Annotated in this window: 25 protein-coding genes; 9 read left to right on the top strand and 16 right to left on the bottom strand. The window is 61.0% G+C overall.

Going from position 1 to position 25,907, the window contains the following annotated elements:
* Positions 1–70: 70 nt before the first annotated feature.
* Complete coding sequence (locus KGA88_RS05600; RefSeq protein ID WP_110660212.1) at positions 71–853, bottom strand: sulfite exporter TauE/SafE family protein; 783 nt, start codon at positions 851–853, stop codon at positions 71–73.
* Between the two features lie 134 nt (positions 854–987).
* Between KGA88_RS05600 and KGA88_RS05595 the strand changes: the two genes are divergently transcribed.
* The gene (locus tag KGA88_RS05595) at positions 988–1,734 is read left to right on the top strand and encodes an NRDE family protein (RefSeq protein ID WP_223589487.1); all 747 of its coding nucleotides are present in this window, start codon (positions 988–990) and stop codon (positions 1,732–1,734) included.
* A 104-nt stretch (positions 1,735–1,838) separates the two neighbouring features.
* On the opposite strand, the gene ptsP is transcribed toward KGA88_RS05595, so the two are convergent.
* Complete coding sequence (ptsP, locus tag KGA88_RS05590) at positions 1,839–4,118, bottom strand: phosphoenolpyruvate--protein phosphotransferase (protein WP_110661640.1); 2,280 nt, start codon at positions 4,116–4,118, stop codon at positions 1,839–1,841.
* Between the two features lie 22 nt (positions 4,119–4,140).
* Positions 4,141–4,620 carry an RNA pyrophosphohydrolase gene (locus tag KGA88_RS05585; RefSeq protein ID WP_003229203.1) on the bottom strand — a complete coding sequence of 160 codons (480 nt, stop codon included), beginning with the start codon at positions 4,618–4,620 and terminating at the stop codon, positions 4,141–4,143.
* 143 nt (positions 4,621–4,763) lie between these two features.
* On the opposite strand from KGA88_RS05585, the gene KGA88_RS05580 reads away from it, so the two are divergent.
* The gene (locus KGA88_RS05580; RefSeq protein ID WP_223589484.1) at positions 4,764–5,420 is read left to right on the top strand and encodes an HAD family hydrolase; all 657 of its coding nucleotides are present in this window, start codon (positions 4,764–4,766) and stop codon (positions 5,418–5,420) included.
* A gap of 104 nt (positions 5,421–5,524) precedes the next feature.
* On the opposite strand, the gene KGA88_RS05570 is transcribed toward KGA88_RS05580, so the two are convergent.
* Entirely contained in the window at positions 5,525–5,950 is a 426-nt protein-coding gene (locus KGA88_RS05570) for a DUF2269 domain-containing protein (RefSeq protein WP_110661645.1), read from the bottom strand.
* Positions 5,951–5,989: 39 nt separating this feature from the next.
* Positions 5,990–7,504, bottom strand: coding sequence for a threonine ammonia-lyase, biosynthetic (ilvA, locus tag KGA88_RS05565; protein WP_007976404.1), 1,515 nt, complete (start codon positions 7,502–7,504; stop codon positions 5,990–5,992).
* A 354-nt stretch (positions 7,505–7,858) separates the two neighbouring features.
* Between ilvA and rpiA the strand changes: the two genes are divergently transcribed.
* Entirely contained in the window at positions 7,859–8,533 is a 675-nt protein-coding gene (rpiA, locus tag KGA88_RS05560; protein ID WP_223589481.1) for a ribose-5-phosphate isomerase RpiA, read from the top strand.
* A gap of 146 nt (positions 8,534–8,679) precedes the next feature.
* Here rpiA and KGA88_RS05555 read toward each other — a convergent pair whose 3' ends face one another.
* From KGA88_RS05555 to KGA88_RS05540, 4 genes are all read right to left on the bottom strand, one after another.
* On the bottom strand, positions 8,680–9,603 hold the full coding sequence (locus KGA88_RS05555; protein WP_110659341.1) for an SdiA-regulated domain-containing protein: 924 nt from the start codon (positions 9,601–9,603) through the stop codon (positions 8,680–8,682).
* Between the two features lie 118 nt (positions 9,604–9,721).
* Positions 9,722–10,648, bottom strand: a complete 927-nt coding sequence (locus tag KGA88_RS05550) for an SdiA-regulated domain-containing protein (protein WP_110659340.1) — start codon at positions 10,646–10,648, stop codon at positions 9,722–9,724.
* A gap of 234 nt (positions 10,649–10,882) precedes the next feature.
* Entirely contained in the window at positions 10,883–11,548 is a 666-nt protein-coding gene (locus KGA88_RS05545; protein ID WP_020797317.1) for a fumarylacetoacetate hydrolase family protein, read from the bottom strand.
* A 38-nt stretch (positions 11,549–11,586) separates the two neighbouring features.
* Positions 11,587–12,981, bottom strand: a complete 1,395-nt coding sequence (locus KGA88_RS05540; protein ID WP_095057342.1) for an FAD-binding oxidoreductase — start codon at positions 12,979–12,981, stop codon at positions 11,587–11,589.
* A 206-nt stretch (positions 12,982–13,187) separates the two neighbouring features.
* Here KGA88_RS05540 and serA point away from each other — a divergent pair, with 206 nt between their 5' ends.
* A complete protein-coding gene (serA, locus tag KGA88_RS05535; RefSeq protein ID WP_110659339.1) occupies positions 13,188–14,417 on the top strand; it encodes a phosphoglycerate dehydrogenase in 1,230 nt (409 codons plus the stop codon).
* A 61-nt stretch (positions 14,418–14,478) separates the two neighbouring features.
* Here the strand turns inward: serA and KGA88_RS05530 are convergent, their stop codons facing one another.
* Complete coding sequence (locus KGA88_RS05530) at positions 14,479–14,904, bottom strand: DUF4399 domain-containing protein (RefSeq protein WP_110659338.1); 426 nt, start codon at positions 14,902–14,904, stop codon at positions 14,479–14,481.
* Between the two features lie 135 nt (positions 14,905–15,039).
* On the opposite strand from KGA88_RS05530, the gene KGA88_RS05525 reads away from it, so the two are divergent.
* On the top strand, positions 15,040–15,615 hold the full coding sequence (locus KGA88_RS05525; protein ID WP_110659337.1) for a transporter substrate-binding domain-containing protein: 576 nt from the start codon (positions 15,040–15,042) through the stop codon (positions 15,613–15,615).
* Between the two features lie 118 nt (positions 15,616–15,733).
* Here KGA88_RS05525 and KGA88_RS05520 read toward each other — a convergent pair whose 3' ends face one another.
* Together KGA88_RS05520 and KGA88_RS05515 are read right to left on the bottom strand one after the other, a co-directional pair.
* On the bottom strand, positions 15,734–16,219 hold the full coding sequence (locus KGA88_RS05520; protein WP_110659336.1) for a DUF523 domain-containing protein: 486 nt from the start codon (positions 16,217–16,219) through the stop codon (positions 15,734–15,736).
* A gap of 2 nt (positions 16,220–16,221) precedes the next feature.
* A complete protein-coding gene (locus KGA88_RS05515) occupies positions 16,222–16,854 on the bottom strand; it encodes a 2OG-Fe(II) oxygenase (RefSeq protein ID WP_223589479.1) in 633 nt (210 codons plus the stop codon).
* 108 nt (positions 16,855–16,962) lie between these two features.
* On the opposite strand from KGA88_RS05515, the gene KGA88_RS05510 reads away from it, so the two are divergent.
* Positions 16,963–17,715, top strand: a complete 753-nt coding sequence (locus KGA88_RS05510; protein ID WP_110659334.1) for a DUF2059 domain-containing protein — start codon at positions 16,963–16,965, stop codon at positions 17,713–17,715.
* 111 nt (positions 17,716–17,826) lie between these two features.
* Here the strand turns inward: KGA88_RS05510 and KGA88_RS05505 are convergent, their stop codons facing one another.
* The gene (locus tag KGA88_RS05505) at positions 17,827–18,774 is read right to left on the bottom strand and encodes an alpha/beta hydrolase (protein WP_110659333.1); all 948 of its coding nucleotides are present in this window, start codon (positions 18,772–18,774) and stop codon (positions 17,827–17,829) included.
* 96 nt (positions 18,775–18,870) lie between these two features.
* Between KGA88_RS05505 and KGA88_RS05500 the strand changes: the two genes are divergently transcribed.
* Both KGA88_RS05500 and KGA88_RS05495 read left to right on the top strand, forming a co-directional pair.
* Positions 18,871–19,452 (top strand): DUF6436 domain-containing protein, encoded by a 582-nt coding sequence (locus KGA88_RS05500; RefSeq protein WP_110659332.1) that lies wholly within the window; start codon positions 18,871–18,873, stop codon positions 19,450–19,452.
* Between the two features lie 103 nt (positions 19,453–19,555).
* On the top strand, positions 19,556–21,955 hold the full coding sequence (locus tag KGA88_RS05495; RefSeq protein WP_223589477.1) for a penicillin acylase family protein: 2,400 nt from the start codon (positions 19,556–19,558) through the stop codon (positions 21,953–21,955).
* A 116-nt stretch (positions 21,956–22,071) separates the two neighbouring features.
* Here KGA88_RS05495 and KGA88_RS05490 read toward each other — a convergent pair whose 3' ends face one another.
* Positions 22,072–23,037 (bottom strand): GlxA family transcriptional regulator, encoded by a 966-nt coding sequence (locus KGA88_RS05490; RefSeq protein ID WP_223589475.1) that lies wholly within the window; start codon positions 23,035–23,037, stop codon positions 22,072–22,074.
* Positions 23,038–23,343: 306 nt separating this feature from the next.
* Here KGA88_RS05490 and KGA88_RS05485 point away from each other — a divergent pair, with 306 nt between their 5' ends.
* Positions 23,344–23,985: an HD domain-containing protein gene (locus tag KGA88_RS05485; RefSeq protein WP_223589473.1), complete on the top strand. Its 642-nt coding sequence runs from the start codon at positions 23,344–23,346 to the stop codon at positions 23,983–23,985.
* 135 nt (positions 23,986–24,120) lie between these two features.
* Here the strand turns inward: KGA88_RS05485 and KGA88_RS05480 are convergent, their stop codons facing one another.
* A complete protein-coding gene (locus KGA88_RS05480; protein ID WP_007993121.1) occupies positions 24,121–25,011 on the bottom strand; it encodes an ABC transporter permease subunit in 891 nt (296 codons plus the stop codon).
* Positions 25,008–25,889: an ABC transporter permease subunit gene (locus tag KGA88_RS05475; protein WP_240635715.1), complete on the bottom strand. Its 882-nt coding sequence runs from the start codon at positions 25,887–25,889 to the stop codon at positions 25,008–25,010. Before KGA88_RS05475 ends, KGA88_RS05480 begins: the two co-directional genes overlap by 4 nt.
* Between the last annotated feature and the right edge of the window lie 18 nt (positions 25,890–25,907).

The following is a 25,907-nucleotide window of genomic DNA, read 5'->3' as shown; positions in this document are numbered from 1 at the left end:
TAAAAATTCCCGGGCGACGCTGCCACCTCAGGATTAAGCCAGGATTGCGCTGCCCGTCAGAGCAGATGCTTCAGACTAGAAAGTTCAGACCGACGCAGAACAGCAAAGCGGCAAACAGCCGTTTCAGCAACTTCGGCGACAACCTGTGGGCCAATCGCGCACCCAAACGGGCGAAAACCATGCTGGTCAGGGCAATGCCCAGCAACGCCGGCAAATAAATGAAGCCGAGACTATGGGCCGGGAGCAACGGATCGTGCCAGCCCAGAATCATGAAACTTAATGCGCTGGCCAGGGCAATCGGCAGACCGCAGGCCGATGAAGTGGCCACCGCTTGCTGCATCGGCACGCTGCGCCAGGTCAGGAATGGCACGGTCAACGAACCGCCGCCAATGCCGAAAATCGCCGAAGCCCAGCCAATCACGCTGCCGGCCACGGTCAGACCGAGTTTGCCCGGCACGGTTCGGCTGGCCTTGGGCTTGACCTCCAGCGCCAGCTGCGCGGCGATCACCAGGGCGAACACACCAATGAGCTTCTGCAGGTTGGGGCCGGAAATCGCTTCTGCCGTCAGCGCGCCGAACCCGGCACCGATCAGAATGCCGACGGTCATCCACATGAAGATCGGCCAACGCACGGCGCCACGGCGGTGATGCTCACGTACCGCGTTGACCGAGGTAAAGATGATCGTCGCCAGGGACGTTCCCACTGCCAGGTGCGTGAGAATCGACGGATCGAACCCTTGGGCCTTGAAGCTGAACACCAGCACCGGGACGATGATGATCCCGCCACCCACGCCAAACAGCCCGGCGAGCACACCTGCAAAGGCGCCGAGCGCCAGATAGAGCAGAAATTCCATGGTTATCCCGCCCGCATCCCCAAAACCGGAGCGGCATGGTAACGGATGCATGGCCTCAAGCTCCACTGTGCAAGGCGATGGATCGATGAGCGATGTCTGCGTAGAGTGGGCAAAAAACACACAAGGACAGCCTTATGTGCCTGATTGTTTTTGCCTGGCGCCCGGGTCATGCCCGGCCGCTGGTCGTGGCGGCCAATCGCGATGAGTTCTACGCCCGCCCCAGCCTGCCTCTGGCACCATGGCCCGAAGCGCCCCACGTCCATGCGGGGCGCGACCTCGAGGCGGGTGGCACCTGGCTCGGTGTCGGTGCCAACGGCCGTTTTGCGGCGCTGACCAACATCCGCGATCCCCATCGCCCGCCAGGGCGCAAGTCTCGAGGGGATCTGGTCGCGCGGTTTCTCACCGGGGAAATTCCAATAGACGACTATTTAGCCGACGTTGTCACCCGATCGATGGAATATGGCGGCTTTAATCTGCTGGTCGGCAATGCCAATGAGCTCTGGCACTTCAATCAACGGGAATCGGAAGCGGTGATGCTGGCCCCGGGGGTCTATGGATTATCCAACGCCGGGCTGGACACGCCGTGGCCGAAATTGCTCAAGGCCAAGGCTGCATTGAACGAGGTGCTGGATGAGCCGCGGCCTCAGGCGCTGTTGGCGTTATTGAGCGATGCGCAGACCGCGCCGTTTGCCGAGTTGCCGGATACCGGAGTGGGGCTGGCCACCGAGACGTTGTTGTCGAGTGTGTTCATTGCCAGCCAGAGTTATGGAACGCGGGCGAGTACGGCGTTGATTGTGCAGGCGGATGGGGCGCGGCATATGGTCGAAAGGAGCTTCGGGCCGTTTGGTGGGCATCTTGGGGAAGTGGAGATCAGGCTTTAGTTTTGCGTTGTCTATGCGAGCCCTTTCGCGAGCAAGCCCGCTCCCACGGGAGAATGCATTCCAAATGTGGGAGCGGGCTTGCTCGCGAAGAGGCCGGTACAGACTCAGAGCGTCTTGACCGAAGCCGGATTGATCATCCGAGCCAGCCCGAGGTTCTTCAGCGCCAATTGCAGCGAGCTGTGAATAACCTGCGGATTGTCGATGGTCATCAGCTCGGCCAGCAACTCCTTGGCCTTGCTCAGGTTGATCTGGCGCAGCATCCACTTCACTTTCGGCAGGTTGGTGGCGTTCATCGACAGGCTGTCAAAACCCATCGCCATCAACAGCACCGCCGCCGCCGGGTCACCGGCCATTTCGCCGCAGATGCTCACCGGCTTGCCTTCGGCATGGGCATCGCGCACCACATTCTGCAGGGCTTGCAGCACCGCTGGGTGCAGGTAGTCGTAAAGATCGGCCACCCGTGGGTTGTTGCGATCCACGGCCAACAGGTACTGGGTCAGGTCGTTGGAGCCGACCGACAGGAAATCGACCTGCCGCGCCAGTTCCTTGGTTTGATACACCGCCGCCGGAATCTCGATCATCACGCCAACCGGCGGCATCGGTACGTCGCAGCCCTCGTCACGCACTTCGCCCCAGGCACGGTGGATCAGGTGCAGGGCTTCCTCCAGCTCGTGGGTGCCGGAAATCATCGGCAGCAGGATGCGCAGGTTGTTCAGGCCTTCGCTGGCCTTGAGCATGGCGCGGGTCTGCACCAGGAAAATTTCCGGGTGATCAAGGGTGACGCGAATGCCGCGCCAGCCGAGGAATGGGTTGTCTTCCTTGATCGGGAAGTACGACAGCGATTTGTCGCCCCCGATGTCCAGGGTTCGCATGGTCACCGGTTGCGGGTGGAATGCGGACAGTTGCTCGCGGTAGATCGCCAGCTGTTCCTTTTCACTCGGGAAACGCTGGTTGATCATGAACGGCACTTCGGTGCGGTACAGGCCAACGCCTTCGGCACCGCGCTTCTGCGCCCGCGCCACATCCGCCAGCAGGCCGGTGTTGACCCAAAGCGGCATGCGGTGGCCATCGACCGTCACGCACGGCAGATCGCGCAGCGCATCCAGCCCGAGGGCCAGTTGTTTCTCTTCCTCGACCACCTCGGCGAACTGCTTGCGCAGCACGTCGCTCGGGTTGGTGTAGACCTCGCCGTGGTAGCCGTCGACGATCATCTGGATGCCGTCGACCTTGGAGTACGGCAGGTCGACCAGGCCCATCACCGTCGGGATGCCCATGGCGCGGGCAAGGATGGCGACGTGGGAGTTGCCGGAGCCGAGTACCGATACCAGGCCGGCCAGCTTGCCTTCCGGCACCTCGCCGAGCATCGCCGGCGTCAGTTCTTCGCTGACCAGAATGGTGTTGTCGGGGTAGACCAGGGTTTGCTGACGCTCTTCCTGCAAGTAAGCCAGCAGGCGTCGACCGAGGTCCTTGACGTCCGAGGCACGCTCGCGCAGGTAGGCGTCGTCCATCAATTCGAAACGGTTGACGTGATCGGTGACCACCTGGCGCAACGCGCCCTGGGCCCACTGGCCGGTCTTGATCACGGTGGTGACTTCGCTGCCCAGCGCGGCATCGTCGAGCATCATCAGGTAGACGTCGAACAGGGCCCGTTCTTCCGGGCGCAACTGCGTGGCGAGCTTGGCAGACAACGCGCGCATGTCGGCGCGTACGCCTTCGATGGCGGTCTTGAACAGCTTGAGCTCGGCGTCGATGTCAGCAATGGCCTTGTCCGGCACCACGTCCAGATCGGCCGGGGGCAGCATGACCACCGCCGTACCGACTGCCGCACCCGGCGAACCCGGCACGCCGACGAACTTGGCTTCCTGGATGCCTTTGCCCTGGCGACCGAGGCCACGGATCGAACCGGTGGCTTCGGCGTGGGCGATAACACCGGCGAGCTGCGCGCTCATGGTCACGAGGAAGGCTTCTTCACCTTCATCGAACTGGCGACGTTCTTTTTGCTGGATGACCAACACGCCGACAACGCGGCGGTGGTGAATGATCGGCGCCCCGAGGAACGAGGCGAAGCGTTCTTCACCGGTCTCGGCGAAGTAGCGGTAGCGCGGGTGGTCCGCAGCGTTTTCGAGGTTCAGGGGTTCTTCGCGCGTACCGACCAGGCCAACCAGACCTTCGTTGGGTGCCATGCTGACCTTGCCGATCGAGCGCTTGTTCAAGCCCTCGGTGGCCATCAGCACGAAACGGTTGGTCTCCGGATCAAGCAGGTAGACCGAGCAGACCTGGCTGCCCATGGCCTCTTTGACGCGCAACACAATAATCCCCAACGCCGCCTTGAGATCCTTGGCGGAGTTAACTTCCTGGACGATCTTGCGCAGCGTATTGAGCATGGCTCGGGGTCGAACTCCGTCGTCAGTCGCGCGCTAAAAGGCGCGGGGCAAGCTCTTTGAGAGCGCGTCGATACACCTCGCGCTTGAATGTCACCACCTGGCCCAACGGATACCAATAGCTGACCCAGCGCCAGCCATCGAATTCCGGTTTACCGGTCAAATCCATCCGCACCCGCTGCTCGTTGGAGATCAGGCGCAGGAGAAACCATTTCTGTTTCTGGCCGATGCACAGCGGTTGGCTGTGGGTACGTACCAGACGTTGCGGCAAACGATAGCGCAACCAGCCCCGGGTGCAGGCGAGAATTTCAACATCTTCGCGCTCCAGGCCCACTTCCTCGTTCAGCTCGCGGTACAAGGCGTCTTCCGGCGTCTCTTCGGGGTTGATTCCCCCCTGCGGAAACTGCCAGGCATCTTGATTGATTCGGCGAGCCCATAGCACCTGGCCGGCGTCATTCGTCAGAATGATCCCGACATTGGGGCGAAAACCATCGGGGTCGATCACGGCTACAACCTCGCAAACGCATGTCGTCGCATTGTTCCACAAAGGTTGTGAAGGCGGCAACGAAGCTTCCTACCTTATGTGCACTCTTGTGAAAAGACCGTATTCTTGTCGCCTTTTTACTGACTTTTCAGCGGGTAACTGCAATGCGCCTGGCTTTATTCGATTTGGACAACACCCTTCTGGGCGGTGACAGCGATCACGCCTGGGGCGATTACCTGTGCGAGCGCGGCTTCCTCGACGCCGTCGCCTACAAGGCTCGCAACGATGCGTTCTACCAGGATTACCTGGCCGGCAAGCTGGATAACGCTGCTTACCTGAACTTCTGCCTGGAAGTCCTCGGCCGCACCGAAATGGCCACGCTGGATCAGTGGCACAGCGACTACATGCGCGACTGCATCGAACCGATCATGCTGCCCAAGGCCATCGAGTTGCTGGCCAAGCACCGCGCCGCCGGCGACAAACTGGTGATCATCACCGCCACCAACCGATTCGTCACCGGGCCGATTGCCGAGCGCCTGGGCGTCGAAACCCTGATCGCCACCGAATGCGAAATGCTCGACGGCCGCTACACCGGGCGCAGCACCGATGTGCCGTGCTTCCGCGAAGGCAAGGTGACGCGCCTGAATCGCTGGCTGGAAGAAACCGGGTTTACGCTGGAAGACAGCTACTTCTATAGCGACTCGATGAATGATTTGCCGCTGCTGGAGCAGGTGACCAACCCGGTGGCTGTTGATCCGGACCCGAACCTGCGGGCCGAGGCCGAGAAGCGGGGTTGGCCGGTAATCAGTCTGCGCGACTGATTACACAACTGTAGGAGCGAGCTTGCTCGCGAAAAACTCAAGGGCACTGCGGGAAGTCAGGTGCCCCGCGTTTTCGTTAACGTCCATCGCGAGCAAGCTCGCTCCTACACAGGTTTGGCGCCCATCAACCCGGCAATGGCGATAAAGCAGGCAAAACTGAACAACGCCAAGGCAAAGGTGAATTTCCCCACGCCGCCCGGCGTCTTGCGCAGCTTGTTCAGCCGCACCAGCAACCAGAACCATGCCAGCGCCGCCACGGTGTACAGCACGCTGGAAGCCAGCAACCAGGTCTGCCCCAGCGGCCAGCCCACCAGGTGCACCATCCACCAGCCGGTGAACGGCATACTCAGTAGCGCCAGCCCCATCAACAGCCAGACAAATACACGCGGCCGTTGCAAGGTAAGGCTTCCCGCCGTCGCGTCCCCCTTGCGCCGCGCAAGCAAAACCCAGACTCCCAGCCCCAGCGCACAAGCCAGCAGTACAACCGTTGCCACCATGTGCGCCGCTTTCAGGGCAGTTAACGTTTCCATTGTCAGATTTCCTTATTACCTGCCCATCAGCGTAGCCCCTCAGCCAAGAAACAGCTGATAGGCCGGGTTATCGCTTTCGTCCCAGTACGGGTAGCCGATTTCTTCCAGCGCCGCCGGCACCAGGTGGCGCTCATCGTGAGGCACTTGCAGGCCCGCGACGACACGGCCATCGGCGGCGCCATGGTTGCGGTAGTGGAACATCGAGATGTTCCAGCGCCCGCCGAGCTTGTTGAGGAAGTTGAACAGCGCGCCCGGACGTTCCGGGAACTCGAAACGCAGGATCACTTCATCGACCACATGCGCCGCGCGACCGCCGACCATGTGACGAATGTGCAGCTTGGCCAGTTCGTTGTCGGTCAGGTCCAGCACCGGGAACCCTTGCTCGCTCAGGCTGGCAATCAGTGCGCTGCGCGGGTCGTTTTCCGGGTGCGTCTGCACGCCGACAAAGATGTGCGCTTCGCTTCCGGTGTTGTAGCGGTAGTTGAATTCGGTGATCTGGCGCTTGCCGATGGCTTCGCAGAACGCCTTGAAGCTGCCCGGCTTCTCGGGAATGGTCACGGCGATGATGGCTTCGCGGCCCTCGCCCAGCTCCGCGCGCTCGGCGACGTGACGCAGGCGATCGAAGTTGACGTTGGCCCCGGAGTCGATGGCGACGAAAGTCTGGCCGCTGACGCCGCGCTGCTCGACATACTTCTTGATCCCGGCCACGCCCAAGGCACCGGCAGGTTCGGTGATCGAGCGGGTATCGTCGTAGATATCCTTGATGGCAGCGCAGATTTCGTCGGTGCTGACGGTGATCACTTCATCGACATGGTCTTTGCAGATGTCAAAGGTGTGCTGACCGATCTGCGCGACCGCGACGCCGTCGGCGAAGATGCCCACGGTCGGCAAGACCACGCGCTCGCCTGCGGCCATGGCCGCTTGCAGGCAGTTGGAATCATCCGGTTCTACACCGATGATCTTGATGTCCGGACGCAGGTACTTAACGTACGCCGCAATACCGGCGATCAGGCCGCCGCCGCCCACAGGGACGAAAATCGCGTCCAATGGCTGCGGGTGCTGGCGCAGAATCTCCATCGCCACGGTGCCCTGCCCGGCAATGGTGTGGGGATCGTCGTAGGGGTGAATGTAGACGTAGCCTTTTTCGTCGACCAGTTTCAGCGAGTACGCCAGCGCTTCCGGGAACGAATCGCCATGCAGCACCACTTTACCGCCGCGGGAGCGCACGCCTTCGACCTTGATCTCGGGGGTGGTCTTGGGCATGACGATGGTCGCTTTCACACCCAGTACCTTGGCCGCCAGGGCCAGGCCTTGGGCATGGTTGCCCGCCGACGCGGTGACCACGCCGCGAGCGCGTTCTTCGTCGCTCAACTGGGTCAGCTTGTTGTAGGCGCCGCGAATCTTGAACGAGAACACCGGCTGCAAGTCTTCGCGCTTGAGCCAAATGCTGTTGCCCAGCCGCTCGGAGAGCTGGCGGGCAGACTGCAACGGGGTTTCTACGGCAACGTCATAAACGCGCGAGGTGAGGATCTTTTTGACGTACTGTTCAAGCATCGGAAAGCATCACTGAGCGGGTTGGGCAGGACCATGGAGTCTAACCCGGCTTTCAGCCACACGACCACACTAAACCGGTGGTTTTAGGCCTGACATACATCCTGTGGCGAGGGGGCTTGCCCCCGTTCGGTTGCGAAGCAGCCGTAAAGTCTGTTGATTGGGAGTGTCTGAAAGTATGCAGGGGAGCGCTTCGCACTCCAACGGGGGCAAGCCCCCTCGCCACAGTCCTCCCTCGCTACAAAAAACCTGTTCAGCCTGACATACCGTCGCACCCGCCAATCGGGCAATGACCTTCCCGGCCTCGAAGCCTATAATGCCGGCCTTTGTTCCCCTCCTCGGCACCCCGGAGCCCGCATGAACCAGGATCAACTCAAACAGGCAGTGGCTCAGGCCGCCGTCGACTTCATCCTTCCGAAACTCGACGACAAGAGCATCGTCGGGGTCGGCACCGGCTCCACCGCCAACTGCTTCATCGACGCGCTGGCCAAGCACAAGGGCGCATTCGATGGCGCCGTCGCCAGTTCCGAAGCCACCGCCGCGCGCCTCAAGGGCCACGGGATTCCGGTGTATGAACTGAACACCGTCAGCGACCTGGAGTTCTATGTCGACGGCGCCGATGAAAGCGACAAGCACCTGAACCTGATCAAGGGCGGCGGCGCGGCCCTAACCCGCGAGAAGATTGTCGCGGCCGTGGCCAAGACGTTCATCTGCATCGCCGACGCCAGCAAACTGGTGCCGGTGCTCGGTGCTTTCCCGCTGCCGGTGGAAGTGATCCCGATGGCCCGCAGCCACGTGGCCCGCGAGCTGGTGAAGCTCGGCGGCGACCCGGTTTACCGCGAGGGCGTGCTGACCGACAACGGCAATATCATCCTCGACGTGTTCAACCTGCAGATCACCAATCCAGTGGAACTGGAGACGCAGATCAACGCGATCGTCGGCGTGGTCACCAATGGTTTGTTCGCGGCGCGTCCGGCGGATCTGTTGCTGCTGGGTACCAGCGAAGGCGTGAAGACACTGCGGGCCGAGTGAACCCGACTGCCCACCTTTTTGTGGGTGGACGAATAACCTGTGGGAGCGGGCTTGCTCGCGAAGGGGCCGTATCAGTCGATAGAGATGTCAACTGACAGGTTTCCTTCGCGGGCAAGCCCGCTCCCACATTGGGTTAGTGGTGTTGCTCAGGGTTGCGCCGGCTTCTTGAACACGTAGAACAGGTTCGGCTCACTGACGAGGTACAGCGTACCGTCATCATCCACGGCGATCCCCTCGGCTTGCGGCACGGTTTTTTGCAGGCCCTGGCGCCCCTTGTGCAATGACATCGTGCTCAGCGGACGCCCGTCCACATCCAGCTCCAGAATCAATCGCGACTCATCCGACAGCGCCAGCAAATGCCCGCTGCGCTCGTCGTATTGCAGGCTCGACAGATCCCGCACGAACATTCCCGCATCCCGCTTGGGGTCATTGATCACGTGCACCGAGTAGGACTCTTCGGGGTTGAAGCGCGGAAAACCGTGCACCTCGTAGATCAGCATCGGGTTGCGCTCCTTGGCGACGAACAGGCGCTTGCCCACTGAATCGTAGGCCAGGCCCTCGAAACCCTTGTTGCCGCCCTTATCCATGTGCACGCCCAGGGTCATTTGCTCGGCGTCTGCCGCATCAAGGAAGGTAGTGTCAGGTTCCAGACGAACCTTGATCAGCCGCTGTTGGCTCTCTTCAGCAATCACGTAAGTGTCGGCATTAATGAATTCAACCGCTTCCGGATCACCGAAGCCGACCAGCGCCACACGACGCAAAATCCTGCCGTCGAGGGACAACTCGATCAACTCGCTTCGTTTATTGGTGACGGTGAACAGGCTTTTGCGCACCGGGTCGTAGGTCAATGCTGAAACGTTGTCAGGCAGGCCATCGATCACCTGAGCTTCGGTCACGACCCGATACTGGTCCAGCGCCATGGACTGGGAACTCGCCGTCTGCCACAGCGTATGCAGATTGAACCAGGCACGTTCGAACAGGCGCAGGTATTGGCCGAGCGCAATCAATACGATCAGCGAGAGCACCGACAGGATCAGGATCAGGGATTTGGGGCGGGCAAATCGACGCATTCGGGCAGGCTCAGGGTCAAAACAGGCGGATGAAATATCACGCCTGTCTGAACCGAAGCTTAATGGCCACTGGCCCGTTCCTACAACCGAGCGCAAGAAATCCTACAAACCGTAAACGTCAGCGCTGCTTTTCGAAGCGATAGAACAGGTTCGGCTCACTCACCATGTACAGCGTCCCCGCTTCGTCCATGGTCACGCCCTCGGCGCGGGGAATGGTGTTTTTCAGGCCGTTGAAGCCGCGCAGCAGGGCGATGAAACTGACTTGCTCGCCCTTCTTGTCCAGCTCCAGCAACAGGTGCGAGTCGGCGGACAGCACCAGCATGTGGCCGGTGCGCGGGTCGATGGCCAGGGCAGACAGGTTGCGCATGTCCAGCGCATGACTGGCCAGTTTCAGCTTGTCGCCGGTAAGGACCTTGCCGTCACCGCTCCAGGTAAACAATGCCGGCGGGCGCTCTTCGCCCAGCACCAGTTGCTGATTGTTCGGATCCCAGGTGACACCTTCGAAGGCCTTGTTCTGGTCTTTGGAAGGGCCGAGGTCGTATTTGGGGAAATCGGCGATGTTCAGTTCGCGGGTATCGGCATCGACCTTGACGATAACGATCAGATGCTCGCGCTCATCGACAATGGCCAGTCGGCCGTCGCCCAGCACAGTGACGCCTTCAGGGTTGCTCCAACCCACCAGCGGCATTTTGCGCAGCACATCGCCCTGCAAGCTCAATTCGACCAGGAACGGGTTCTTGCCCATGACCGAAAACAGGGTTTTGGTCTGAGGGTCATAGGCCACGTCCGACGCTTCGTCCTTCTCCATGCCCGGCAACGGCTTGGCATCGATCACCGCCCGATAGTCCGGAAGCCAGATGCTCGCCTGGCGCTCGGCCGGGCTTTTGAATTGCTCTTTCACCCAGAGCACGGCCCGCGCATCCCAGTGCATGGCAAATGCAACGCCGTAGGCGACAGCGGCCACCAGCAGTAGCCAGATGTACCAACGCAGGGCGAAGCGTGAGCGGCGGGCAGGGTCAAGCGTGGAAAGCGGAGCAGTGGCCATTGGGGAATGCGTTCCAGAAATTCAGGCTAGGGGTAATAGCACAATTTTGGGCCGGCTCAGAGGCCGAAAGCCTGAAATTATCCAGACCGGATGTGAAAAAAACGGGAAATGACAGGATCGGCGTTTGTGGGAGCGGGCTTGCTCGCGAAAGCGGTGTGTCAGGCAACACTTATGTCGACTGTCACACCCTCTTCGCGAGCAAGCCCGCTCCCACAGGGTTTAGCGATGTCTGGACTAGCGAACGCTGCTGGTGAAGCTGCTGGCGCCCGGCAGTTCCAGGACGATCTCGTCACCGACATTCAGCGGACCAACGCCCACTGGTGTACCGGTGAGGATCACATCACCGGCCTGCAGCGAGAAGCAACCGGCCATGTGCTGGATCATCGGCACGATCGGGTTGAGCATCGCGCTGCTGTTGCCGTCCTGGCGAACTTCGCCGTTGATGGTCAGGCGGATGCCGATGTCGGTCAGGTCGGCAAAGGTGCTGCCGGACACGAACGGAGCAATCACCGCCGCACCGTCGAAGGACTTGGCGATTTCCCACGGCAGGCCCTTGGATTTCAGCTCGGCCTGTTTGTCGCGCAGGGTCAGGTCCAGGGCTGGGGCAAAACCGGAAATGGCGTCGAGCACTTCTTCAACGCTCGGCTTGGTCGACAACGGTTTGCCGATCAACACCGCGATTTCCGCTTCGTAATGCACCGAACCGCGCTCGGTCGGAATGCTGAAACCACCTTCCAGCGGCACTACGCAACTGCCCGGCTTGATGAACAGCAGCGGCTCGGTCGGCACCGGATTATCCAGTTCCTTGGCGTGTTCGGCGTAGTTGCGGCCGATGCACACCACTTTCCCCAGCGGGAAGTGAATGCGCGTACCGTCGACATACTGGTGCTGATAGCTCATTACCGACTCCTGCTTCGTTGGCTCTTAAAGTTCGAAAATCAAACAGCGAAAATCTTGCCCGGGTTCATGATCCCGTTCGGGTCGAACACCGCCTTGACCGCCTTCATGTACTCGATCTCGACCGGGGAACGGCTGTAGGTCAAGTAATCACGCTTGGTCATGCCCACGCCGTGTTCGGCGGAGATCGAGCCGTTGTACTTCTCGACGGTTTCGAACACCCACTTGTTGACGGTGGCGCACTTGGCGAAGAACTCGTCCTTGCTCAGGTTATCCGGCTTGAGGATGTTCAAGTGCAGGTTGCCGTCGCCGATGTGGCCGAACCAGACGATTTCGAAATCCGGGTAGTGTTCGCCGACGATCGCATCGATTTCCTTCAGGAACGCCGGGACTTTCGACACAGTGACCGAAATGTCGTTCTTGTACGGCGTCCAGTGGGAGATGGTTTCGGAGATGTATTCGCGCAGTTTCCACAGGTTCTGCAGCTGGGTTTCGCTCTGGCTCATCACGCCGTCCAGCACCCAGCCCTGCTCGACGCAGTGCTCGAAGGTTTCCAGGGCGTGATTGGCCACTTCTTCGGTGGTCGCTTCGAATTCCAGCAGTGCGTAGAACGGGCAGTCGGTTTCGAACGGCGCCGGCACATCGCCGCGCCCCATGACCTTGGCCAGGGCCTTGTCGGAGAAGAATTCGAAGGCGGTCAGGTCAAGCTTGCTCTGGAAGGCGTGCAGCACCGGCATGATCGAGTCGAAATCAGCGGTGCCGAGTACCATTGCGGTGAGGTTTTTCGGCGCGCGGTCCAGGCGCATGGTCGCTTCGACCACGAAACCGAGGGTGCCTTCGGCGCCGATGAACAGCTGGCGCATGTCGTAGCCGGTGGCGTTCTTGATCAGGTCGCGGTTCAGCTCCAGCACGTCGCCCTTGCCGGTGACGACTTTCATGCCGGCCACCCAGTTACGGGTCATGCCGTAGCGAATGACTTTGATCCCGCCGGCATTGGTGCCGATATTGCCGCCAATCTGGCTCGAACCGGAGGATGCGAAGTCCACCGGGTAGTACAAGCCTTTTTCTTCAGCGACGTTCTGCAATTGCTTGGTGACCACGCCCGGCTGACAAACGGCAGTACGGTCGGTGAGGTTCACGTCGAGGATCTGGTTCATGTAGTCGAACGACACGACCACTTCGCCATTGGCGGCCACGGCAGCGGCGGACAAACCGGTGCGACCGCCGGACGGCACCAGCGCCACCTTGTGTTTATTGGCCCACAGGACAATGGCCTGGACCTGCTCGGTGGTCTTGGGGAACACGATGGCGGTCGGGGCCGGGGCGAAATGCTTGGTCCAATCCTTTCCGTAAGCATTCAGGGAGTCGGCATCGGTCAGCACCTTGCCAGGCTCAACCAGGGTCTTCAGCTCATCAATCAGGGCAGGATTGGTCATCGACAGAACTCTCGAACAATTCATGGTCATCCTGAGAACGCTTCACGTCGCAGGAATGAGTGTTTAGCGGGGTGCATATGCTAGCATACCGACCCCGCAGGATAGTGCCCAAGGGCTGTTCTGCGGTGACGGCTTTCTTGCCGTGCGGGTCAGCTCCGGGCTGCTCCCTTTCCTGCCATTTTTCTCCGGGATACAGGTTTACGCAGATGAGCAAGACTTCTCTCGATAAGAGCAAGATCAAGTTCCTTCTTCTCGAAGGCGTCCACCAATCGGCTGTCGACGTCCTCAAGGCGGCGGGCTACACCAGCATCGAGTACCTGACAGGTTCTCTGCCGGAAGCCCAGCTCAAGGAAAAGATCGCTGATGCTCACTTCATCGGCATTCGCTCCCGCACTCAACTGACCGAAGAGATCTTCGATCACGCGAAGAAGCTGGTCGCGGTCGGCTGTTTCTGCATCGGCACCAACCAGGTCGACCTGAGTGCTGCTCGCGAGCGCGGTATCGCCGTGTTCAACGCGCCGTACTCCAACACCCGCTCCGTAGCGGAACTGGTGCTGGCCGAAGCGATCCTGCTGCTGCGTGGCATCCCTGAGAAGAACGCTTCCTGCCACCGTGGCGGCTGGATCAAGAGCGCGGCCAACTCCTTCGAGATCCGTGGCAAGAAGCTGGGCATCGTCGGTTACGGCTCGATCGGTACTCAACTGTCGGTCCTGGCGGAAGGCTTAGGGATGCAGGTGTACTTCTACGACACCATCACCAAGCTGCCATTGGGCAACGCCACCCAGGTAGGCAACCTGCACGAGCTGCTGGCGATGTCCGACATCGTTTCGCTGCACGTTCCGGAAACCGCCGCCACCCAGTGGATGATGGGCGAGAAGGAGATCCGCGCTATCAAGAAAGGCGGCATCCTGATCAACGCCGCCCGCGGCACCGTGGTCGAACTGGACCACCTGGCTGCAGCCATCAAGGACAAGCACCTGATCGGCGCGGCCATCGACGTCTTCCCGGTGGAGCCACGCTCCAACGATGAAGAGTTCGAAAGCCCGCTGCGTGGCCTGGACAACGTGATCCTGACCCCGCACATCGGTGGTTCTACCGCTGAAGCCCAGGCCAACATCGGTCTGGAAGTCGCGGAAAAACTGGTCAAGTACAGCGACAACGGTACTTCGGTATCGTCCGTGAACTTCCCGGAAGTGGCCCTGCCGGCTCACCCTGGCAAGCACCGCCTGCTGCACATCCACGAAAACATTCCGGGCGTGCTCAGCGAGATCAACAAGGTCTTCGCCGAAAACGGCATCAACATCTCCGGTCAGTTCCTGCAGACCAACGAGAAGGTCGGCTACGTGGTAATCGACGTCGACGCCGAGTACTCGGACCTGGCGCAAGAGAAGCTGCAACACGTCAACGGCACCATCCGTAGCCGTGTGTTGTTCTGATCACGACCTGAGCGACAAAAAAGGGAGCCTACGGGCTCCCTTTTTCATTCACGCCACAACGTTACTTGACGTTGACGGTGATCTTCTTGGAAACGATCGGCGGATCGAACGGCATGTGGTTGCTATCGCCCAGTTCGAGCTGCAAGGTGTGCTTGCCCGGCGTGAGCGTTATTTCAGCCTGGGTCTGCGCACCGCCGAAATGCAGGTGGTTGGCATCCTTGGGGATCGGCGCACCGGCGGCTGGCAGTTCATCGACGTCAATCAGCACGTGGTGATGACCGGTGTTCTTGGTGGGATCGCCCGCCGGAGCCAGGGCAATGTTCTCGACCGCGAACTTGACGACGACAGTCTGTGGAATCGTCGCACCGTCCTCGGGAGAAACAATGGACACTTCGGCGCCCTTCGGAGCCGGCGTTGCCGCACTGGCCAGCACTGAAACACCCATCAACAGGCCAGCCAAAGCAGCACGTGACATAAAGGTTTTCATTCTCTTCTCCAGTTTTTCCGTAAAATCCGCGTGACCATGACAACTTCATGGCCAATTGTTGTCGAAGGCACTCGACAACCATAGCAAAGCGAGCCTGAATCAGAGGGTCGCGATAATAAATTCAAAGGAGTGACCATGCGCTTTCTGCCTGGCCTGATCTGCCTGCTACCCCTTTTGAGCCCGTTGGCTCACGCCGAACTGATTGATGACATCAACGACCGGGGTGAATTGCGCATTGCCGTTGAAGCCAATACCCCCCCGTTCAACTTCAAGGATGACGACAAGCTCACCGGCTTCGAAGTCGAACTGGGCCAACTGCTGGCAAGTGAGCTCGATGTCCGGGCCGACTTTGTCGTCACCGACGGCAGCGACCTGCTGACCGGCGTCGAAAGCGGCAAATACGACATCGCCATCAACCACATAGCAGTGACCCCGGATCTCAGGGATCGTTTCGACTTCAGCGAACCTTACGTTCAAACCCATGCGCAATTGATCGCGCAGAAAGAAGAGCCACGCTCCATTCTGCTGGTGCAGTCGCTGACAGAAGAGAAGCCCAAAACCAACCCGGCCGTGAGCCTGGCGATTCCGTTTCAGAAAGGTAATCCGGCGTTCCATGCCAGCCTGGAAAACGCCCTGCAGCGGATCAAGGATGACGGGAGATTGCACGCGCTGGAGCAGAAGTGGTTGGGGAAGGAAGCGGACCTGAAGTGAAAGCAAAACCTGTGGGAGCGGGCTTGCTCGCGAAAGCGTTGTGTCAGTCAACATATGTTGCAACTGACAGGGCCCCTTCGCGAGCAAGCCCGCTCCCACATGGGTTACAGGTTGGTGGCTAGACCAGCGCAGCCAATGCCTGCGCCGCTTGCGCCAACTCCAACTCACTGAACACCTGCACCCCATGGCGCTTGAGCAGCGCCGCCGTCACGCCCTCGCCGCGGACCTTCACGCCGCTGAACGTCCCGTCATAGGTCAGCAGATTGCCGCACGACGGGCTATTGGCCTTGAGGATGGCGATGCGGATGCCATGTTTTTGCACCAGTTCCAGTGCCTGATACGCCCCCGACAGAAACTGCGCACTGACGTCCTCGCCTTCGGTAGTGATCACCAACGCCTGGCCATCGAGGACTTGCGCGCCCTGCCCGCCTGGAATCTCCGCTGCCGCCCGAGGCGTCGGCAATCCACCGGCGACCTCCGGGCACAACGGCACGATCCGGCCCTCATCAAGCCACTGCTGAAGCTGATCGAACGGCCCGCTGGCCCCGCCGTCGTAACGAACCCGGTGGCCCAAAAGGCAACGGCTGACGAGAATTTTCCGCATGATCAGAACGGCTCGTTGCCGCGCCGACGAAACCAGCCGGTCAGCGACAGGCGATCGCGGGTCGCGGGCAAAACTTCGTGGGGGACTTCGCCGGAGAGAAACACCACCAGGCAGCCGCCGGTAGGCTGCACGTCGTGGACACGATCGTTATCGAGGTACATGCGCAACTGACCACCGTGTTCGGGAAGCCAGCCGTCATTGAGGTAAACCACCGCCGAAACCATGCGCCGGTCGTCATCGCGAAAGCGGTCGACATGCCTCAGGTAGAACGCCCCTGGCGGGTACATCGCAAAATGGCTTTCGAAATCCTCGAGGCCGAGAAACAGACCGCGATTGATTGCCTCGCGCAGGCTGTCCATCAGACTCAGGTAGCTGTCGCACGCCTCGGCCTGGCCGGGGTCGATCCACTGGATATGGTCGCCACGAATCCCTTCGCGGATCTCCGATGACGGCCCACGGCCCACTGCGGCCGGAGCCAGTTCACCCTCGGCAGCACGTTTGCGACACTCGGCCGCCAGCGCCCGGGTCAGATCCAGCGGCAGGAAAATATTCTGCTGCGACCAGCCGTGTTCGGCCAGGTCGTCGACGATTCGTAACAGCAGCGGGTGATCAGAGGATATTTGCATGGCGCGCATAGTATTCCTGTGCCCGGAAATCCGACAGAGCCGCGCAGCGGGTTGATACGAATTCTCGACAAGTACCGATACCCCACGGAGAATAGTCGCCTGCTGAGTGGAGTCCCTATGCGCCGTTTGCTTTTATCACTGCTGATGTTCTGCGTTTTGCCCGCCTGGGCAGACGGCCACGACCAGTTGTACAAGGTCGCCGGCTGGCCGGAACAACGCGCGCATTTCAGCGACGCCCTCTCGGCTGCTCAACAACGCTACCAGGGCAGCCTGCCTCCGGCGGTGTTTCAGGCACTGGTCAGCAATAGCAATCAGCGTTTTGCCGCCCAGGCCGTGGACCAGCGCGCCGAAGCGCAATTGCGCAAAAATCTCGCCGATCCCAAACCCGCGCTGACGTTTTTCCAGTCGCCCCTGGGCAAGAAAATTGTCGCCGCCGAGCTGCTGGCGACCCGCCGCGACCAACTGGCCAAAAACGCCAAGGGTCTGCCGAAGATGCAGGCCAGCGACAGCCGCCTGCTGATCATCGGCCATTTGGCACAAGCGCTGCCCGCACGCGAGGCCGGCGCGGAAGTCAGCCTGGCGATTGCCGGCGTTGCCGCCGACAGTTTGAGTTCGATGATCCCGGGGTTGCTGGGTGCCGGTCAGGCTCAGGGCATGCTCAACGGCCAGCGCCAGCGCCTGATGGACCAGATCGGCAGCGACCTGAACAACACGCTGCTGTATGTCTATCGCGAGCTGTCGGATGAAGAGCTGGAGGAGTTCGCGACCTTTGCCGAATCGACGCAAGGCCAGGCTTATTATCAAGCGGCGCTGGCGGCGATTCGGGCGGGGTTGGCGGTGGGGCAGAGCAATTCAAACCTGACCCAGTGAACTTCGCTGTCAGATAGATCGCCTTCGCGAGCAAGCCCGCTCCCACAGTGGATCTGAGTACGCCGGCCCATTGTGGGAGCGGGCTTGCCCGCGAAAGGGCCGGAACAGGCGCTAGAGATTCCGCCCCTTGATCCGCTTGGTCAAAAACCCGAAATACTCCGTTCGCATCACCAACGTCTCATTCGCCAGATGATGCCGCGCCTCGGGCAGCATCAACACCTGCGGCCGATCAAACTTGCTCCGCAACACCTCCAGGTTGTGCTCCCAATCCACCGTCATGTCGGCCTGCCCCTGCACGATCAGCGGCCGACGGCTACTCATGGGCGCTGCCTCGATGCGTTTGATCCAGCGCGCCAACGCCCCCACCCAGGCGGTCGGCAGACGCAGCGGCTGCAACGGATCGGCTTGCAGGAACGGCAAAAATGCCGGGTCGTTGGAGTTCTCGCTGAAGCGCCGGGCGATGGCTTTGACGAAAGGCTTGAGCACGTAGTAACTCAGCTGCGACCAACCCCACGCCCGCGGCCGCACCAGCGGCGACAACAGAATCACCTGCCCCTGGGCCGGGCTGCTCGCCCCCGCATTCAACACATGATCGATCACGATTGCCCCACCGGTACTCTGCCCACACAGGTGCCACGGTTGCGGCAGGTCAAGGGATTGCGCCTCACTGAACAAGCCTTGCAAGGTGTCCTGGTACTCGGCGAAATCCTTGATGCTGGCCCGCTCGCCACTGGACAGCCCATGCCCCGGCAAGTCGCAGGCAATCACCGCGAAGCCCTGGTCCAGCGCCCACTCGATCACATGCCGGTAGAGCCCGGTGTGGTCGTAGAAACCGTGGATGACAAATAGCGTCGCCTTGGCTCGCTCGGGCCACCAGAACTGGCTGACCAGTTCATATCCATCGACCTCGAATCGCCCAAGGCCACTGCGCACCTGACGCGGCGCGAAATCCAGCCCGTAGAATCGCTGGTAGGCCTGCGCCTGCGCCGACAACGGCTGCCCGGCCGCCAATGGCAGCAGACTTGCACGTAGAAGATCAGGGTCGAAAGTAGCCGGCATGGACGATTCCAGAACGTGAAACAGACTTTATAGGCCTGCGATATTCTTCTGTCGCGGCAAGCATGGCAAGCTAGCCGACCTTCGAGGATCGAACCGATGCGCCCGCCCTTTCGCGCCACATTGTTTGCCAGCCTGCTCGCCGTGGTGTGTGCCGGCGTCTTGTGGGCGGCGTACGACTGGTTCCAGGGGCGTTACCTGCGGGCGTTCAGCGAGCACACGGCGATGTTTTCCGGCGATCCGCTGCGCCTTCCCGAAGCTCTCGCCGGCCCTGGCGCCATCCGCCTGGTGCATTTCTGGGACCCGGCCTGCCCGTGCAATGTCGGCAATCAACAACACCTGACCGAACTGGTCGAGCGCTATGTCCCCCATGGCGTGGAATTCTATGCCGTGCAGAAACCCGGCAGCCACGGCCAGTTGCCGAGCACCTTGAGCAGCCTCAAATCCATCGACATCCTGCCCGGTTCCGAACAGATCCCCGCCAGCCCGGCCGTGGCGATCTGGGACCGCAGCGGCAAACTGGCGTACTTCGGCCCCTACAGCGAAGGCCTGACCTGCAACTCCAGCAACAGTTTTATCGAGCCCATCCTGCAAGCGCTGGATGAGGGGCGTGCAGTGAGTGCAACCCACACACTGGCGGTGGGTTGTTACTGCCCGTGGCCTGTCGATCCAGCGAAATAGGCAAAGAGGCGCCCATACGAATCCCTCCTACGGGCGATGCGCCAGATTGGTGCTGCGTGTTACACAGTGCCCTCAGGAATCACAATAACAACAAGGAGTCGCCATGAAACGCAGCCTGACCGCTCTCGCTCTGTTGATCGTCGTGCTGGCCGCCGGGGCCGGCTGGTATCTCTACAGCAAGCAGCCGTCACGCCAGGGCATGGTCGAACTGCAACACCTGCAAGGTTCCGTCAGCGTGCGCTACGACGAGCGTGGTGTTCCGCACATTCGCGCCGAGAACGAAACCGACCTGTACCACGCGCTCGGCTACGTGCATGCCCAGGACCGCCTGTTCCAGATGGAAGTCCTGCGGCGCCTGGCCCGTGGCGAACTGGCCGAAGTGCTCGGACCGAAGCTGCTCGACACCGACAAACTGATGCGCAGCCTGCGCATTCGCGAACGCGCCGAAACCTATTTCGCGAACCTCGACAAACAGTCGCCCTCCTTCATCGCCATGCAGGCCTATCTGGACGGCATCAACCAGTATCAGGACAGCCACGCCAAACCTGTGGAGTTCGATGTGCTGGGCATTCCAAAACGCCCGTTCACCGCTCAGGACACCATCAGCATCGCCGGCTACATGGCCTACAGTTTTGCCGCGGCCTTTCGTACCGAACCCTTGCTGACATTCGTGCGCGATCAACTGGGCGCCGAATACCTGAACATCTTCGATCTCGACTGGCAGCCCAAGGGCGTGCTCAACGGGACCGGTACCCCCTTGGCCAGCGCCGATTGGAAAGACCTCAATGCCCTCGCCCGCCTGAGCGAACAGGCCTTGGCCGACAACGGCCTGCCACAGTTCGAGGGCAGCAACGCCTGGGCCGTCGCGGGCAGCCGGACACAAAGCGGCAAGCCGTTGCTGGCGGGCGATCCGCATATCCGTTTTTCCGCGCCGTCGGTGTGGTACGAAGCGCACCTCTCGGCGCCGGGATTCGAACTCTACGGCCACTATCAGGCCCTGATGCCGTTCGCCTCCCTGGGCGTGAACCGCGACTTCGGCTGGAGCATCACCATGTTCCAGAACGACGACCTCGATCTGATCGCCGAGAAGGTCAACCCGGACAACCCCAATCAGGTCTGGTATCGCGGCAAGTGGGTAGACATGACGACCAGCGAGCAACAGATCGCGGTCAAGGGCCAGGCACCGGTAACGCTGGTGCTGCGCCAGTCGCCCCACGGCCCGATCGTCAACGATGCCTTGGGCAGCGGCGTTGGGAAAACACCGATTGCCATGTGGTGGGCGTTTCTCGAAAGCCAGAACCCGATCCTGGAAGGCTTCTACCAGCTCAATCGCGCCGATACCCTGGCCAAGGCCCGGGGCGCCGCGGCAAAGATCCAGGCCCCGGGCCTGAACGTTGTCTGGGCCAATGCCAAGGGCGACATCGGCTGGTGGGCGGCGGCACAATTGCCTAAACGTCCGGCGGGGGTACGCCCGTGGTTCATCCTCGACGGCAGCACTGCCGAGTCGGACAAGGATGGTTTCTACCCGTTCAGTGCCAACCCCCAGGAAGAAAACCCGGCGCGGGGCTACATCGTCTCGGCCAACTTCCAGCCGGTGTCACCGACCGGCATGGAGATTCCCGGCTATTACAACCTCGCCGATCGTGGCCAGCAGCTCAATCGCCAGCTCAGCGACAAAGCGGTCAAATGGGACCTGGAAAACAGCCAGAAGCTGCAACTGGGTACCACCACAGCCTACGGCCCGCGCCTGTTGGCACCGCTGCTGCCAGTGTTGCGCGAAGTGGTGAGCGATCCCGCCGAACTCGAAATGGTGGAGCAACTGGCCCAGTGGAAAGGCGATTACCCGCTCGACTCCACCAGCGCCACGCTGTTCAACCAGTTCCTGTTCAACCTGGCTGACGCGACGATGCGCGACGAACTGGGTAACGACTTCTTCGAAACGCTGCTTTCGACCCGGGTGATCGACGCCGCGCTCCCCCGCCTGGCCGCCACTGCCGATTCGCCGTGGTGGGACAACCGCAACACCCTCGGCAAGGAAACCCGCGCCGATACGATCAAGGCTGCATGGCAGGCCTCCATTGCCCACCTCAAGACCACGCTCGGTCCGGACTTTACGCAATGGCAGTGGGGCAAGGCGCACACCCTGACCCATGGCCATCCGTTGGGGCAACAGAAGCCGCTGGACCTGGTCTTCAATGTCGGCCCCTTCGCCGCACCCGGCACCCACGAAGTGCCGAACAACCTCTCGGCGAAGATCGGCCCGGCTCCCTGGCCTGTCACCTACGGCCCTTCGACCCGACGCCTGATCGACTTCGCCGACCCGGCCCACAGCCTGACCGTCAACCCGGTGGGCCAGAGCGGCGTACTGTTCGACAGTCACTATGATGATCAGGCCGAGGCTTACATCGAGGGGATGTATTTCCAGGCGCACCTCAATGATGAGGAAGTCACGGCCAATACCCGCAGTACGTTGAAGCTATTGCCGGCGCGGGCTGCACCCTAGATTTGTTGCTGGCTGGACCGGCCCCTTCGCGAGCAAGCCCGCTCCCACAGTTGAAATGCATTCCCCTGTGGGAGCGGGCTTGCTCGCGAAGAGGCCCGAAAGAACGACACAAGGCTTCAAACCATCGCCGCAAAATTCAACCTGAACTGCTGCGGCGTCACCCCCAGCCTGCGATTGAACACACTGCGCATGTGCTGGGCATCGCGAAAACCGCATTGATAGGCCACGGTCTTGAGCGGCGCACGCGTGCTTTCGAGCATCACCCGCGCTGCATCGACCCGTGCACGCTCGACGAACTCGGCCGGGGTGATTTTCGCTTCCTTGGCAAACACCCGGGAAAAATTGCGCGCACTCATGTTGGCGGCGTTGGCCAGGTCGGCAATGGCCAAGTCACCGGTCAGGTTGGCCAGCACATAATGCTGGACCATCGCCACCGCCGAAGTCGCTTCGGCGTGCGGCGTGAGGAACGGGCTGAACTGCGATTGCCCGCCCGAACGCTGGGTGAACACCACCAGCCGCTTGGCGACATTCAGCGCCACTTCCGGCCCGTGATCCCGGCCCAATAGATACAAGGACAGATCGATACCCGCAGTGACCCCCGCCGAGGTGAACAGCTCGCCGTCCTCAACATACAGTCGATCCGCTTCCACCCGGGACGAGGGACACAGCGCCGCCAGATCCGCTGCGTCCTGCCAATGCGTGGTGACCGTGCGCCCCTCCAGCAACCCGGCCCGGGCGAGCACGAAGGCGCCATTGCAAATCGAACCAAAGCGCTGCGCCCGCCCGCAGGCATCGCGCAGCCAGGTGTCGAATGCCACACCGAAACTCATGAACGGCAACTGCGGCCCGCCGGCCACCAGTAGCAAGTCGTACGCCTCCAGCGCTTCGCTGAAATGTCGATGGGCGTTGAGTGAAAGGCCGTTGGAGCACGCCATCATCCCGCGTTCGACGCCGATCACCTCCAGACGATAGTGGTCCTGTGGGGCAAGAAAGCGATTGGCCTCGGCAAACACATCCATGGGGCCGGTGACGTCCAGTGACTGGACGCCAGCGAACACCACGATGGCTACGGTTTTACTCATGGTTCGGAACGCCTCTGATGGCATTGAATTGCAATGCATACCTGTAGGAGCGAGCTTGCTCGCGATGGTCGTCAACGATAACGATGGGTGCCTGACACCCCGCGGCGCTCTCAGGTTCATCGCGAGCAGGCTCGCTCCTACAGGGTCTGCATGCACCCTAGCCAATCGGCATCCAACAAGCGAGGTTGGCGCGATATGCACGCTCATTGGCCGGGATCGCAGCCATTGATCGATTGTCCGGTTTCGGGGGTCGGAACAGACTTGAACCCTCAGCGCCGCCGCGGCGCTCTCCCTGAGGAAACGCCCATGAGCACCAGCATCGCCGGTATCAAGATCCCCGACAGCACTTTGGCGCGGGCCGCCACCGACTACATCCGCGACATCGAATCCGACCTGCTTTACCACCACTCGCGCCGGGTATTCCTGTTCGGTGCATTGAGCGGCGAACGCAAGCAACTGGCCTACAACCCCGAGCTGCTGTACATCGGCGCGATGTTCCATGATGTCGGCCTGGTGCAAGGTCATCGCAGCGACAACGAGCGCTTCGAAGTCGATGGCGCCAATGCGGCAGCGGCGTTTCTCAAGCCTTACGGGCTGAGCGACGACGATATCGAACAGGTCTGGCTATCGATTGCCCTGCACACCACACCGGGCGTGCCCCGGCACTTGCGACCCACCGTGGCGCTGGTCACGGCAGGGGTCGAGATGGACGTACTGGGCATGGACTACGCAGCGTTTTCCACCGTGCAGCGTGAAGCGGTGGTGCATGCGCATCCACGGGGCGAGGGGTTCAAGGAGTGCATCATCTGTGCGTTTGCCGATGGCTTGCGTCATCGCCCGCAGACCACGTTCGGCAATGTGAAGACCGATGTGCTGATGGATCAGGAGCCGGGGTTCAAGCCGATGAACTTTGTCGAAGTCATTCGCAAATCCCCTTGGGTTGCATAAGCCCCCTGTAGGAGCCGGCTTGCTGGCGATGGTGTGTCAGTCGAAATCAATGTGACTGACACACCATCGCCAGCAAGCTGGCTCCTACAGTGGATTCGGGTTGATCACAAGATCGTGGTCAACCCGATTTCAGGCTTATGCCGCTTCCGGTGCCTGGGCGCGACGCACGTCCGGTTGCTTCCACGAATCGGCTGCCGCTTCTTCGATCGCTTGCTGGATCGCACGCTTGCGGCTTTCTTCGGCGCGACGGCTGAAGAACCAGACCAGGAAGGTCACGATAGACACCGCCAGCAGGATCAGGCTGGCCACGGCGTTGATCTCGGGTTTAACCCCCAGGCGAACCGCCGAGAACACTTCCATCGGCAAGGTCGTGGAACCCGGGCCGGACACGAAGCTCGCCAGCACCAGGTCATCGAGGGAGAGCGCGAAGGACATCATGCCGCCCGCTGCCAGCGACGGCGCGATCATCGGGATGGTGATCAGGAAGAACACCTTCCACGGTTTCGCACCGAGGTCCATGGCCGCTTCTTCGATGGACAGGTCCAGCTCACGCAAGCGCGCCGACACTACCACCGCCACATAGGCCGCACAGAACGTGGTGTGGGCGATCCAGATGGTGACGATACCGCGTTCCTGCGGCCAGCCAATCATCTGCGCCATGGCCACGAACAGCAGCAACAGCGACAGACCGGTGATCACCTCAGGCATTACCAGCGGCGCGGTGACCAGGCCACCGAACAGCGTACGGCCCTTGAAGCGGGTAATACGGGTCAGCACGAATGCCGCCAGCGTACCCAATGCCACCGCCGCCACCGCCGTGTAGCAGGCGATTTCCAGCGAGCGCACCACCGAGCCCATCAGTTGCGAGTTGTCGAGCAGGCCGACGTACCACTTGATCGACCAGCCACCCCACACCGTTACCAGCTTGGAGGCGTTGAACGAGTAGATCACCAGGATCAGCATCGGCAGGTAGATGAACAACAGACCCAGTACCAGCATCAGGCTGGAGAAACGGAAGCGCTTCATTCTTTACCCTCCATTTCCTTGGCCTGACTGCGGTTGAACAGAATGATCGGCACAATCAGGATCGCCAGCATCACCACCGCCAGGGCAGACGCCACCGGCCAGTCACGGTTGTTGAAGAACTCTTGCCAGAGCACTTTACCGATCATCAGGGTTTCCGGACCGCCGAGCAGTTCCGGGATCACGAACTCGCCCACCACCGGGATGAACACCAGCATGCAGCCGGCGATGATGCCGTTTTTCGACAGCGGCACGGTGATTTTCCAGAAGCTGTTGAAGGTGCTCGAACCCAGGTCCGATGCAGCTTCCAGCAGGCTCTGGTCATGCTTCACCAAGTTGGCGTACAGCGGCAGGATCATGAACGGCAGGTAGGAATAGACCACGCCGATGTAGACCGCCAGGTTGGTGTTGAGGATCTGCAGCGGTTCGTTGATCCAGCCCATGCTCATCAGGAAACCGTTGAGCAGGCCGTTGTTGCTGAGGATGCCCATCCACGCATAAACGCGGATCAGGATCGCGGTCCAGGTCGGCATCATGATCAGCAGCACCAGCACCGTTTGCATTTCCTTGCGTGCAACGGAGATGCCGTAGGCCATCGGGTAGCCGATCAGCAGGCAGAGGATGGTGCTGAACAACGCCATCTTCAACGAGCCGAGGTAAGCGGCGATGTACAGCTCATCACCGCCGAGCATCACGTAGTTGCCCAGGTTAAGCAGCAGCTGCAGCTTCTGTTCGGCGTAGCTGTAGATTTCGGTGTACGGCGGAATGGCCACGTCTGCTTCGGCGAAGCTGATCTTCAGAACGATGAAGAACGGCAGCATGAAGAACAGGAACAGCCAGATGAATGGAATGCCGATGACCACCTGACGGCCACCGGGAATTATTCGATTGAGACGGCG

Origin of the sequence: Pseudomonas sp. A-R-19, from assembly GCF_019956575.1 — a bacterium.
In the GTDB taxonomy this organism is placed as follows: Bacteria; Pseudomonadota; Gammaproteobacteria; order Pseudomonadales; family Pseudomonadaceae; genus Aquipseudomonas.
Note: the sequence above shows the minus strand (reverse complement) of the source record. Positions and strands in the feature narration are given on the sequence as shown.